The 12974-nt window shown below is 49.5% G+C and carries 13 protein-coding genes; 11 read left to right on the top strand and 2 right to left on the bottom strand.

Going from position 1 to position 12974, the window contains the following annotated elements:
* Nucleotides 1–137: 137 nt before the first annotated feature.
* The 10 genes from ACZ5R2_RS02215 (at nt 138) to glmU (ending at nt 8522) form a co-directional block, all read left to right on the top strand.
* A complete protein-coding gene (locus tag ACZ5R2_RS02215; protein ID WP_464900851.1) occupies nt 138–542 on the top strand; it encodes an ATP synthase subunit I in 405 nt (134 codons plus the stop codon).
* The gene (gene atpB, locus ACZ5R2_RS02210) at nt 535–1359 is read left to right on the top strand and encodes a F0F1 ATP synthase subunit A (protein WP_438459653.1); all 825 of its coding nucleotides are present in this window, start codon (nt 535–537) and stop codon (nt 1357–1359) included. The genes ACZ5R2_RS02215 and atpB overlap by 8 nt, the downstream gene beginning before the upstream one ends.
* Before the next feature lie 43 nt (nt 1360–1402).
* Nucleotides 1403–1621: a F0F1 ATP synthase subunit C gene (atpE, locus tag ACZ5R2_RS02205; RefSeq protein WP_438459652.1), complete on the top strand. Its 219-nt coding sequence runs from the start codon at nt 1403–1405 to the stop codon at nt 1619–1621.
* A gap of 73 nt (nt 1622–1694) precedes the next feature.
* Nucleotides 1695–2165, top strand: a complete 471-nt coding sequence (atpF, locus tag ACZ5R2_RS02200; protein ID WP_464900850.1) for a F0F1 ATP synthase subunit B — start codon at nt 1695–1697, stop codon at nt 2163–2165.
* Nucleotides 2166–2180: 15 nt separating this feature from the next.
* Entirely contained in the window at nt 2181–2711 is a 531-nt protein-coding gene (locus ACZ5R2_RS02195) for a F0F1 ATP synthase subunit delta (RefSeq protein ID WP_464900849.1), read from the top strand.
* Nucleotides 2712–2728: 17 nt separating this feature from the next.
* Nucleotides 2729–4270, top strand: a complete 1542-nt coding sequence (gene atpA, locus ACZ5R2_RS02190; RefSeq protein WP_464900848.1) for a F0F1 ATP synthase subunit alpha — start codon at nt 2729–2731, stop codon at nt 4268–4270.
* 34 nt (nt 4271–4304) lie between these two features.
* Nucleotides 4305–5174: a F0F1 ATP synthase subunit gamma gene (atpG, locus tag ACZ5R2_RS02185; protein ID WP_464900847.1), complete on the top strand. Its 870-nt coding sequence runs from the start codon at nt 4305–4307 to the stop codon at nt 5172–5174.
* Nucleotides 5175–5208: 34 nt separating this feature from the next.
* A complete protein-coding gene (gene atpD, locus ACZ5R2_RS02180; RefSeq protein ID WP_464900846.1) occupies nt 5209–6612 on the top strand; it encodes a F0F1 ATP synthase subunit beta in 1404 nt (467 codons plus the stop codon).
* Between the two features lie 23 nt (nt 6613–6635).
* Nucleotides 6636–7052 carry a F0F1 ATP synthase subunit epsilon gene (locus ACZ5R2_RS02175; protein ID WP_464900845.1) on the top strand — a complete coding sequence of 139 codons (417 nt, stop codon included), beginning with the start codon at nt 6636–6638 and terminating at the stop codon, nt 7050–7052.
* A 111-nt stretch (nt 7053–7163) separates the two neighbouring features.
* Entirely contained in the window at nt 7164–8522 is a 1359-nt protein-coding gene (gene glmU / locus ACZ5R2_RS02170) for a bifunctional UDP-N-acetylglucosamine diphosphorylase/glucosamine-1-phosphate N-acetyltransferase GlmU (protein ID WP_464900844.1), read from the top strand.
* 242 nt (nt 8523–8764) lie between these two features.
* Here the strand turns inward: glmU and fadA are convergent, their stop codons facing one another.
* On the bottom strand, nt 8765–9928 hold the full coding sequence (fadA, locus tag ACZ5R2_RS02165) for an acetyl-CoA C-acyltransferase FadA (protein ID WP_464902410.1): 1164 nt from the start codon (nt 9926–9928) through the stop codon (nt 8765–8767).
* 26 nt (nt 9929–9954) lie between these two features.
* Nucleotides 9955–12126, bottom strand: a complete 2172-nt coding sequence (gene fadB / locus ACZ5R2_RS02160; protein ID WP_464900843.1) for a fatty acid oxidation complex subunit alpha FadB — start codon at nt 12124–12126, stop codon at nt 9955–9957.
* Between the two features lie 205 nt (nt 12127–12331).
* Between fadB and ACZ5R2_RS02155 the strand changes: the two genes are divergently transcribed.
* A complete protein-coding gene (locus ACZ5R2_RS02155) occupies nt 12332–12952 on the top strand; it encodes a YigZ family protein (protein WP_438459643.1) in 621 nt (206 codons plus the stop codon).
* Nucleotides 12953–12974: the final 22 nt, after the last annotated feature.

Genomic DNA, 12974 nt, shown 5'->3' with positions numbered 1-12974 from the left:
AACGCCCACGAGCGGGCTAACAATTGTCTTTTAATTGATTGCAGATATAATTCTGCATGATTTTTCACCTATTTAGAGTGGATTTCTCCTAAATTGGCTCTTAATCTAGGTGACTTGTAAGGAAACAGGTGCTCTCGATGTTAATTTCAAATAGAAGTGCACAGAGTCGAGCCGCATTTCGTGTGGTTCATCTCCAGCTGATATTTGTCATGCTCATCGCGAGTATTGCGTATTGGAAGTTTGGTCAAGACTCGGCTCGCTTTGTTCTCAAAGGCGGGATGATCGCGGTTATTGCTAACTACATTTACGCTCTGTTTGCGTTCTTACCAAGACCGGGCTCTGATGGCGTTGTGCTATTGGGGTTCATACTCATTGGTTGGACGCTAAAGCTGGTGTTCACCATAGTGATGTTTGTGTTGGTGTTCTCAGTATCGGAGCTTCTTCAACCCGGAGCCTTCTTTACTGGGTACAAACTGACCATCCTGATCTTCTGGTTATCACCAATATTATTTTTTCAAAAAAATGGGATTAACCATGGCTGATACTCCGCAGGAATATATCCAGCACCACCTGACCAACGCTAAAGTGTGTTTGGTTGACGGTGGCATTGCAACCAACAAGGGTTGTTATGATGCTGGATTCTGGACGTTGCACTGGGACTCTCTGTTGGTCTCCGTAACGCTCGGTGCACTATTTTTGTGGTTGTTTTATCGGGTCGGAAAAAATGCAACCACGGGCGTCCCTGGAAAGCTACAGTGTTTCGTTGAAATCATGGTCGAGCAGGTCGATGAGATCTGTAAGAACGCTTTTCATGGACGTGATAAGTTAGTCGCACCTCTGGCGTTAACTTTGTTTGTCTGGATCTTCCTAATGAACCTGATGGACTTAGTGCCAGTAGACTTTATCCCGCATCTAATGGGATACGCTGGGGCTGATTACTTCAAGCTCGTACCAACGGTCGACTTGAATGTCACACTAGCACTTGCATTGGGTGTCCTCGTACTGACGGTGGTTTACCACATTAAGTACAAAGGATTTAAGGGATTTGTAAAGGAATTTACGCTTCATCCGATCAACAACAAGGCGTTGATACCTTTCAACTTAGTTTTGGAAACCGTTTCATTGCTGGCTAAACCCGTCTCCCTATCACTACGTCTGTACGGTAACATGTACTCAGGTGAACTTATCTTCATCCTGATCGCGGTTACTTACACTGCAGGTGTGGTTCTAGGTGGTCTAGGTGTTATAGCTCACATCATTTGGGCAGTTTTCCATATTCTGGTTATTACTCTGCAAGCCTTTATTTTTACAATGCTGACGATCGTTTATCTAAGCATGGCGAGTAATGACTCTCACTAATTACTAACTATTAATTTTATTTATAACTATTTCGGAGATTATTATGGATATCTATTTGGTTGTTGCTCTACTTCTAGGTACGTGTGCTATCGCAACTGGTTTTGGTTTCGCTATTCTTGGCGGTAAATTCCTTGAGTCAGTAGCTCGCCAACCTGAAATGGCACCAGTTCTACAAACCAACATGTTCATCCTAGCAGGTCTACTTGATGCGGTACCAATGATCGGTGTTGGTATCTCAATGTACATGCTGTTCGCACTGTAATCCCCTTTCTCTTATTGAGTTATAGCGTCTCGACCTTGTGCTCGAGACATACCATGGATAAAGGAGGGTCATTGTGAATATCAATGCAACTCTGCTGGGACAAGCAATCGCGTTTATCCTCTTCGTTTGGTTCTGTATGAAGAACGTATGGCCGCCAATCTTGGCTGCCATTGAAGAGCGACAAAAGAAAATCTCTGAAGGCCTAGAGTCAGCACAACGTGCTGACAAGGCGCTGGATTTGGCGAAACACAACGCAGCAGATCAGTTAAAAGATGCTAAGAAGCAAGCGCTAGAGATCATTGAGCAAGCGAATAAACGCAAATCTCAAATCCTAGATGAAGCTCGTCAAGAGGCGCAGCAAGAGCGTGAGCAGATCCTTGAACAAGGTCGCTCTGAGCTTGAAGCTGAGACATTGCGTACGCGCAATGAGCTGAAGAAAGACGTAGCTGAGCTGGCTATTTTAGGCGCTGAGAAAATTATCGAGCGTTCGATCGACCCAGCTGCTCATCAAGATATTCTTGATGGGATTTCAGCGAAACTGTAACGGGAGGGCATCAGTATGTCGGATTTGACAACTATTGCTCGACCATACGCGAAGGCAGCCTACGGCTACGCCAGTGACAATGGGGCGATTGAAAAATGGTCTCAGATGCTGGAGTTTGCCACTGAGATGTCATCAGTCAAAGAACTGAAGACTGCAGCGCTAAGCTGGCAGCCAGAGCAATTGGTGCAATTGTATGTTGATGTTGCCGGTGACCAGTTCGATCACGCCTTTCAAAACTTCTTGAAAGTGGTTATTGAAAATCACCGTACCTCAGCGCTAGGTGACATTTATCAGCAATACACACGCCTCACTGTTGAAGCCTCTAACTCAAAAGAAGTGTCGGTAACGACGCCTTTTGCCATGACCGAAGCTCAGCTAGCGGAACTGACAGCAAGCCTAGAAAAGCGTCTTGACTGCACGGTTCAGCTAAACTGCCAGGTCGATGAAGAGCTCATTGGTGGTGCTGTCATCCGTATCGGTGACACAGTATTGGATAACTCACTGGTTAGCCGCCTCACACGTCTTAAAGACACGATTCAGTCTTAATTAGGGGAATTGGAGCAATGCAACTTAATTCCACGGAAATTAGCGAACTCATCAGACAGCGAATTGAAAAATTCGAAGTCGTTTCTGAAGCTCGCAACGAGGGTACTATCGTTTCTGTAAGCGACGGTATCATTCGCATTCACGGCCTTGAGGACGTGATGCAAGGTGAAATGATTGAGGTTCCGGGCAATCGTTTTGCACTGGCACTTAACCTAGAGCGTGACTCTGTAGGTGCTGTAGTTATGGGTCCTTATGCCGACCTTAAAGAGGGCATGAAGGTTACTGGTACGGGTCGTATCCTTGAGGTGCCTGTTGGCCCTGAGCTACTTGGCCGTGTGGTAAACACCCTAGGTCAGCCTATCGATGGTAAAGGCCCAATCAACTCTTCACTGACATCGCCAGTGGAAGTGATTGCACCAGGTGTAATCGACCGTAAGTCGGTAGACCAACCAGTACAAACAGGCTACAAGTCTGTTGACTCAATGATCCCAATCGGCCGTGGTCAGCGTGAGCTTATCATCGGTGACCGTCAGACGGGTAAAACCGCAATGGCGATCGATGCGATCATTAACCAGAAAGATTCAGGTATCTTCTCAATCTACGTAGCGATTGGCCAAAAAGCGTCAACGATTGCCAACGTAGTTCGTAAGCTAGAAGAGCACGGTGCACTGCAAAACACTATCGTAGTTGTGGCATCAGCATCTGAGTCAGCGGCACTGCAATACCTTGCGCCATACGCAGGTTGTGCAATGGGTGAGTACTTCCGCGATCGCGGTGAAGACGCACTGATTGTTTACGATGACTTGTCAAAACAAGCGGTTGCTTACCGTCAAATCTCGCTACTGCTTAAGCGTCCACCAGGTCGTGAAGCATTCCCGGGTGACGTATTCTACCTCCACTCACGCCTACTAGAGCGTGCCGCTCGCGTAAACGAAGATTACGTAGAGCGCTTCACTAACGGTGAAGTGAAAGGTAAGACTGGCTCGCTGACGGCACTGCCGATCATCGAAACCCAAGCGGGTGACGTATCAGCCTTCGTACCGACCAACGTAATCTCGATTACCGATGGTCAGATCTTCCTACAGACTGAGCTATTCAACGCGGGTGTTCGCCCAGCGGTTGACCCAGGTATCTCAGTATCTCGTGTAGGTGGTGCAGCGCAAACCAAGATCATCAAGAAGCTATCTGGCGGTATCCGTACAGCACTAGCGGCTTACCGTGAACTGGCGGCTTTCGCTCAGTTCTCATCGGATCTTGATGATGCGACGAAGAAGCAGCTAGACCACGGTCAAAAAGTAACTGAGCTGATGAAGCAGAAACAATACGCGCCAATGTCGGTATTCGACCAAGCGCTTGTTATCTATGCTGCAGAACGTGGTTACTTGGAAGACGTGACGCTAAGCAAGCTTCTCGACTTCGAAGCGGCACTACTATCGTACGCTCGTGCACAGTACGCAGATTTTGCGGCTGACATCGACCAGTCAGGTGCTTATAACGATGAAATCGAAGCCAAGCTGAAAGAGCTAGTGGATGATTTCAAAGCGACTCAGACTTGGTAATTGCCACCAGGTTTGATACTGACGGAGTGTAACGATGGCCAATACAAAAGAAATTCGTAGCAAGATTGGGAGTGTCAAAAGCACTCAGAAGATCACCAAAGCGATGGAAATGGTAGCGGCTTCTAAAATGCGTCGTACGCAAGACGCAATGGAAGGTCCTCGTCCATACGCTGAGAATATACGTAAAGTCATTGGTCATTTGGCAAACGGTACACTGGATTACAAACATCCGTTTCTAGTGGAGCGTGAGGCGAAACGTGTGGGATACATTGTTGTCTCCACCGATCGTGGTCTGTGTGGCGGCTTGAACATCAACATGTTCAAACAGGCAACCGTGCAGATGAACGAGTGGGCTGAAAAAGATGTTGAGGTTGATATCGCTGTGATCGGCGCAAAAGCGACCTCTTTCTTCAACAGCCTTGGCGCCAACGTGGTTGCTCAGACTGCTGGTCTGGGTGACTCCCCTACTCTTGATGACCTTATCGGTCCTATCAAGGTCATGCTGAAAAAGTATGAAGAAGGGGAAATTGACCGTTTGTTCTTGGTATTCAATGAGTTTGTTAACTCAATGACGCAAGAACCAAAAATTGACCAATTGATACCTTTGCCTAAACAGCTAAGCGATAACGATGCAGAGTTCAAACATTCTTGGAGTTATATGTTTGAATCAAATGAGAAAACACTACTGAATACCTTGATGGATCGATTCATTGAATCGCAAGTTTATCAAGGCGTAGTGGAAAACCTTGCATGTGAGATGGCTGCACGAATGATTGCGATGAAAGCCGCAACCGACAACGCAGGCAACCTGATTGATGAGCTTGAACTTGTGTACAACAAGGCTCGTCAAGCAGCGATCACGCAAGAGCTTTCTGAGATTGTTTCGGGCGCGGCAGCGGTTTAATTTAGGTATAAGAAACTAATTTAGAGGATTAACGATGGCTACAGGTAAGATCGTACAGATCATCGGTGCGGTAGTCGACGTAGAGTTCGCACAGAGCGATGTACCAAGTGTATACGACGCTCTGAACGTAACGGGTACCAAAGAGCGTCTTGTTCTTGAAGTACAGCAACAGCTTGGCGGTGGCGTCGTGCGTTGTATCGTTATGGGTAGCTCAGATGGTTTACGTCGTGGTATTGAAGTTGAAAATACTGGCGCTCCAATTTCGGTACCAGTAGGTACCAAGACCCTAGGTCGTATCATGAACGTTCTAGGCGATGCAATCGATGAGCGTGGTGAAGTCGGTGCGGAAGAGACTTACTCTATCCACCGTGAAGCACCAAGCTATGAAGAGCAGTCTAACGTCACTGAGCTGCTAGAGACCGGCGTTAAGGTAATCGACCTAATCTGTCCATTCGCTAAGGGTGGTAAGATCGGTCTATTCGGAGGTGCGGGTGTTGGTAAGACCGTTAACATGATGGAACTTATCAACAACATCGCGATTCAGCACTCAGGCCTTTCGGTATTTGCTGGTGTTGGTGAGCGTACTCGTGAGGGTAACGATTTCTACTTTGAGATGCAGGAAGCGGGTGTTGTAAACATCGAGAAGCCTGAAGAGTCAAAAGTAGCGATGGTTTACGGTCAGATGAACGAGCCACCAGGCAACCGTCTGCGTGTAGCACTAACCGGTCTAACCATGGCGGAGCGTTTCCGTGATGAAGGTCGTGACGTACTGCTGTTCATTGATAACATCTACCGTTACACGCTAGCGGGTACTGAGGTATCAGCACTGCTTGGTCGTATGCCATCTGCGGTAGGTTACCAGCCAACTCTTGCAGAAGAGATGGGTGTACTTCAGGAGCGTATCACGTCAACTAAGACGGGTTCTATTACGTCTATCCAAGCGGTCTATGTACCTGCGGATGACTTGACTGACCCATCTCCGGCGACAACCTTTGCGCACTTGGATGCGACAGTAACGCTGAACCGTAACATCGCGGCAATGGGCTTGTACCCTGCAATCGACCCACTGGATTCATCATCTCGTATGCTTGATCCTCTAGTGGTTGGCCAAGAGCACTACGACGTAGCGCGTAATGTTCAGCAAACGCTGCAACGTTACAAAGAGCTAAAAGACATCATCGCGATCCTAGGTATGGACGAGCTTTCTGAAGAAGATAAGCAAGTGGTATCTCGTGCACGTAAGATTGAGCGTTTCCTAACTCAGCCTTACCACGTTGCTGAGGTATTTACTGGTTCTCCAGGTATCTACGTATCTCTGAAAGACACGATCCGTGGCTTTAAAGGCCTATTGGCTGGTGAGTACGATGATATCCCTGAGCAGGCGTTCATGTATTGCGGTACGATTGATGACGCACTAGAGAACGCGAAGAAGCTGTAACTCGAGACTGATAAGGAGGCTTTATGAGCACCTTCCATTTGGACGTAGTGAGTGCTGAGAAACGTATTTTCTCCGGCTCTGCTGCAAGCATCCAGGTTTCGGGTGAACAGGGTGATTTGGGTGTGTTGGCAAACCACACACCACTGCTAACGCGCATTCGCCCTGGCATGGTTCGCATCGTAACCAAGGACAAGAAAGAGCAAATTGTCTACCTTTCAGGTGGCATTCTGGAGGTTCAGGCTTACGATGTGACTATTCTGGCAGATACGGCAATTCGTGCGGAAGACCTTGACCAGGCGAAGGCAGAAGAAGCGAAGCGTCGTGCTGAGCAACTGATGACCAGTAACCATGGTGATGTCGACTTTGCACGTGCCTCAGCTGAACTGGCGAAAGCTATCGCCCAGCTGAAAGTAATCGAGCTAGTGAAAAAACGTCGCTAGAAGATGAAACTTTGCTTTCATTGTGTAAAAAGGCAGCCTATTGGCTGCCTTTTTTGTAGGTTTTGTCTAGAATAAGCACATACTTACATACAATTATAAGCAGGCAATTCAATGAAGTTTAGCGCGGTGATTCTGGCGGCGGGTAAGGGAACCCGTATGTACTCAACCAAACCTAAAGTGCTACATACCCTAGCGGGTAAGCCGATGGTTAAGCATGTGATTGACACGTGTAAAGGCCTTGGGGCACAGAATGTCCACTTGGTTTACGGCCATGGTGGCGATCAAATGAAAACCGTTCTGGCGGATGAGTCAGTTAACTGGGTACTACAAGGCGAGCAGCTAGGAACAGGCCATGCGGTTGACCAGGCTTCACCGAGTTTTGCTGATGATGAAAAAGTTCTTGTTCTTTACGGCGATGTACCACTGATCTCGGAGCAGACCATCGACGCTTTGCTTGAGGCACAACCTACCGGCGGTATCGCACTACTAACCGTGGTATTGGATAACCCAACGGGCTATGGTCGTATCGTGCGTAAGAACGGCCCTGTTGTGGCGATTGTTGAGCAAAAAGATGCGACCGATGAGCAAAAGCTGATCAATGAAATCAACACTGGCGTGTTGGTAGCAACGGGTGGTGATCTTAAGCGCTGGCTCGCGGGCCTTAACAATGATAACGCGCAGGGTGAGTACTATCTTACTGACGTGATTGCAGCCGCTCACAACGAAGGCCGCGCAGTTGAAGCGGTTCACCCACAAAGCACGATTGAGGTTGAAGGCGTTAACGATCGCGCCCAGCTAGCGCGTCTAGAGCGTGCGTTCCAGCAAGACCAAGCGCAGAAACTGCTTAAGCAGGGCGTGATGCTACGCGACCCAGCGCGCTTTGACCTGCGTGGTCAGCTGCAGTGCGGCATGGACTGTGAAATCGATGCAAACGTGATCATCGAGGGCACGGTTTCACTGGGCGATAACGTCAAGGTGGGTGCGGGCTCTGTGTTGATCGACTGTGAGATTGATGACAATACCGTGATCCGTCCATACAGCGTGATTGAGGGAGCAACCGTCGGTGAAGAGTGTACCGTGGGTCCATTCACTCGCTTGCGCCCAGGCGCTGAGCTGCGCAACGATGCGCACGTTGGTAACTTCGTTGAGGTGAAAAACGCCACACTCGGTGAAGGCTCAAAAGCCAACCACCTGACTTACCTAGGTGATGCTCAAATCGGTCAACGCACCAATATCGGCGCAGGCACGATCACTTGTAACTACGATGGTGCCAACAAACACAAAACCATCATTGGTGACGACGTTTTCGTCGGCTCAGATTCTCAGCTGGTGGCGCCAGTAACTATCGCTGATGGCGCAACCATTGGCGCAGGCACCACGCTGACCAAGTCGGTCGAGCAAGGTCAACTAGTCATCACCCGCGCCAAAGAGCGCCGCGTGGCGGAGTGGCAGCGACCGATTAAAAAATAAGGGGCGAGGCTCGGGGACGGGCTTTGCCCTTCGGGGAGCGAGGGGCTTTCAGTGCGCTGAGAGTCCTTGCTCCAAGTCCCGCATTTTTAAAACCGTTTAGATCTGTAGCTACCTTTCATCCAAACCCAGTAAAGTATGTGAGCTTCGAGCACCACCCTTACACTACGGAGAGAAGGGAACTATCTACCCATGAGGAGCACTCGCTCCCCGCCCCTCGAAGTGAAACGTCCCCGCCCCTTTAATTAAGGTCGCTCAAACACAGTAGCAATCCCCTGCCCCAACCCAATACACATCGTCGCCAATCCATACTTCGCGTCCCTGTCTTCCATTAGGTTGATCAGTGTCGTCGCGATGCGTGCGCCTGAGCAGCCTAGTGGGTGGCCGAGTGCGATGGCGCCGCCGTTGAGGTTGACCTTTTCTTCCATGACATCCAATAGACCAAGGTCTTTGGCACATGGGAGGGACTGAGCCGCAAAGGCCTCATTGAGCTCGACGATATCGATATCCTCGATGGATAGGCCTGCACGTTTGAGGGCTTTTTGGCTGGCGGGTACTGGGCCATAACCCATAATTGATGGATCGCAGCCTGCAATGGCCATGGATTTGATCCGGGCACGAATGGTGACCCCGAGTGCTTGCGCCTTGTCTTCACTCATGATCAGCATTGCTGAGGCGCCATCAGACAAGGCAGAAGACGAGCCTGCGGTGACGGTGCCATTGACTGGATCAAACACCGGGCGCAGTTGTGCCAATCCTTCTGCTGTGGTTTCTGGGCGGATCACTTCATCATACTCGAGGGTAAAGAGTGAGCCGTCGGCAGCATGTCCTTCAGTGGCCAAGATCTCTCGGTTAAAGCGCCCTTCTATGCTTGCCGCATGTGCTCTGGCGTGAGAGCGAGCGGCAAATTGGTCTTGCTGCTCGCGACTGATGCCGTGCAGTTTCCCGAGCATCTCTGCGGTCAGTCCCATCATTCCAGCGGCTTTGGCCACATGCTTGGCAAGGCCTGGGTGAAAGTCGACCCCATGGGTCATCGGCACATGCCCCATATGCTCGACCCCTCCGATCAGACAGATATCCGCATCACCTGTCATGATTGAGCGCGCCGCATCATGCAAAGCCTGCATTGATGAGCCGCACAGGCGGTTAACGGTGACCGCACCAATCTCAATCGGTAGGCCAGCTAACAGCGCAGCATTGCGCGCGACATTAAAACCCTGCTCTAGAGTCTGCTGCACACAGCCCCAGTAGATATCTTCTATTTCGTTAGGATTAACCTCAGGGTTGCGCGCCAAGAGCCCTTTCATCAGGTGAGCAGACAGATCTTCCGCGCGGGTATGACGAAAGGCACCACCCTTGGAGCGTCCCATCGGGGTCCGTAGACAGTCCACCACGACAACATTTTTGATTTGCGAGTCCATTTGGTGTCTCCTCCTTAGATTGAGCCTTGTTGCTGGTTGCGATAAAAGGACTCGCCCTTGGCAGCCATATCCGTGAGCATCTTCGGTACTTGATACGTAGCGCCGAGATGAGAGTACTGTTTCGCCATCGCGATAAACTGATCCAAGCCAAGACTATCAAGGAAGCGCAGCGCACCGCCTTTGGATGGTGGGAAGCCGAGGCCATAAATCAGCGCCATATCAGCCTCTTCTGCACTGGCAATGATGCCTTCTTCGAGACACAGCACGACCTCGTTAATCATTGGAATCATCATTCGCTCTATGATGGTGTGTTGATCAAACGTTTGTGGTTCACTGCATACATCGGCCAGTACGGGCAATATGGTGTCAGAGAGGGTTTTCTTCGGCTTGCCTTTTTTATCCGTGGTGTAGTGATAAAAACCATCACCATTCTTTTGACCAAATTTGTTGGCATCAAACAAGGCATCAATTGCATCGCGTCCTTGTTTGCCCATGCGCTCAGGATAACCTTTGGCCATGACTTGCTGGGCGTGGTGCGCTGTATCAATACCGACCACATCCAGTAAATAGGCCGGTCCCATTGGCCAGCCAAACTGCTTCTCCATCACCTGGTCTATCTGGGTAAAGTCCGCGCCATCTCGAAGTAACAGGTTGAAGCCGCCAAAGTAGGGAAACAGCACTCGATTGACAAAAAATCCGGGGCAGTCGTTAACCACAATCGGTGATTTGCCCATTTTAGCCGCATAGGCGACAACACGATTGATGGTTTCATCTGACGTGTGCTCCCCTCGGATCACCTCGACTAATGGCATGCGATGGACGGGGTTAAAAAAGTGCATCCCACAGAAGTTTTCCGGACGCTGCAGGGATTGTGCGAGTAAGTTAATAGGAATTGTTGAGGTGTTAGAGGTCAGCACCGTATCGGCAGTGACTTGATTTTCAACCTCGCTCAGCACGGCGCTTTTGACTTTGGGGTTTTCGACCACCGCCTCAACCACGACATCAACATCATTAAAGCCAGCATAGTGAAGACTCGGTGTAATGGCAGAAAGAATGTCAGCCATGGCATAGCCATCAATACGTCCTCGCTCAAGGCGCTGATTGAGTAATTTGCTTGCCTCACTCATTCCAAGGTCAAGTGACGATTGAGCGATGTCCTTCATAACCACAGGTACACCCTTGAGCGCAGACTGATAGGCGATCCCCCCACCCATGATACCTGCACCAAGCACCGCAGCGCAATCGGTAGTACGATGTGCCGATTTGCTCGCTCGCTTGGCAATCGCCTTGATGTACTGATCATTGAGAAATAGCCCGACTAAGGCTTTTGCCTCTGGGGTCTTGGTGAGGTGGATAAAGTAATCACGCTCGATATCCAGCGCAGCATCACGGCCTAAGGTAGCGGCTTCCTCTATCGCTTTCACCGCACTCATTGGCGCTGGGTAGTGCTTACCTACCTTTTGTGCCACGAGTCCTTTGGCGGTGGTGAAACTCATCATGGCCTCGAGTTTACTCAGCCTCAGTGCGGCCAATTTTTGTTGTCGTCTAGCTTGCCAGTCAATTTTTTCGTTGATGGCTAGCTCAAGCGTGCTCAGTGCCGACTGGGTAAGGTTGTCTTGATCGACAATGGCATCGATCAGTCCGAGCTTTAAGGCCTCACTAGCGCGGCATGCCTTACCCTGGGTGATGATCTCCATAGCATTGTCCGCACCAATCACGCGAGGTAGGCGTACACAACCACCAAATCCCGGCATAATACCCAGCTTGGTTTCAGGTAGGCCGATGCTGGTGGTCGAGTCGCCAATGCGAATGTCAGTGGCAAGTACACACTCACATCCGCCACCTAATGTATGACCTTTCACAGCAGAGAGAGTCGGCATCGGCAAATCTTCGAGTTTGGTGAAGATACTATTAGCGTACTGAAGCCATTGATCTAGCTGCTCATGAGGCTTGGCAAATAAACCAAGGAACTCAGTGATGTCAGCACCAACGATGAAGGCATCTTTATTAGATGTCAGTATCAACCCCTTGAGGGCTGAATGGGCACTTACGGCATCAATGGCCTTATCCAGTGATTCCAGTGTTGCGAGGTCGAGCTTATTAACCGAGCCGGGAGAGTCGAAACAGAGCTCGGCCACGCCCGGTTGTACTTCCTTTACTACAATAGCGTCTGATTGGTAAATCATTGTCTGTCTCCATGACTTACGATGAGGTTGTAGGGAGTCTTGTTATAGTTATCTGGTTAGACCAGTAGTTTTAGTTTGCGACGGGTTTTGGTGAATTTCAATACAAAATTTAAACAAGTGTTTAACATTGTGGTGCCTGTTGACTATTCTGTCTACGCCAGAGTTCATGATAAACTCCCTCGACCTAAGCCTGCAGCGTAGCAATATGAACAATCAGCCCTATCTAATTCCTCAGCAAGCCGCTATTTTTGAAGAAGAAATCAAAAAGAGTGTGTTTATCACTCATCTCGCCCATACTCCCAGCGTTGAGGCGGCGAAAGCCTTTGTTGAGCAGATCAAGCAGCAGCACTCGGCCGCAAGACATAATTGCTGGGGGTTTGTCGCTGGCCGACCAGAGAATTCAATGTTGTGGGGTTTTAGCGACGATGGTGAGCCATCGGGGACGGCAGGTAAACCGATTCTGGCGCAACTGTCAGGCTCTGGCGTGGGTGAGATCACGGCGGTAGTGACGCGTTACTCTGGCGGCATCAAGCTGGGTACGGGAGGCTTAGTAAAAGCCTATGGTGGTGGGGTACAGCAAGCCCTCAAGGTACTGCAAACAATAGAGAAAAAAATCACCACAAACCTAGTGATAGCGTTAGACTACAGTTTTGTGCCGATCTTACAGTCAATGCTTGGCCAATTTGGTGCGCAAGAGATCGCCGCCAACTATGCTGAAAACGTCGAGCTAACGGTTGAGATTGAGGTTAATCAAGTCTCCTCGTTTACCGAAGCTGTCGTTAATAAAAGCGGCGCGAAAGCGATAGTGACGTCGCAAGACAAATAACCACAAGGAAAAGTGAAGCTCG

The sequence above is a fragment of the Vibrio sabulosilitoris genome (assembly GCF_055391395.1).
Note: the sequence above shows the minus strand (reverse complement) of the source record. Positions and strands in the feature narration are given on the sequence as shown.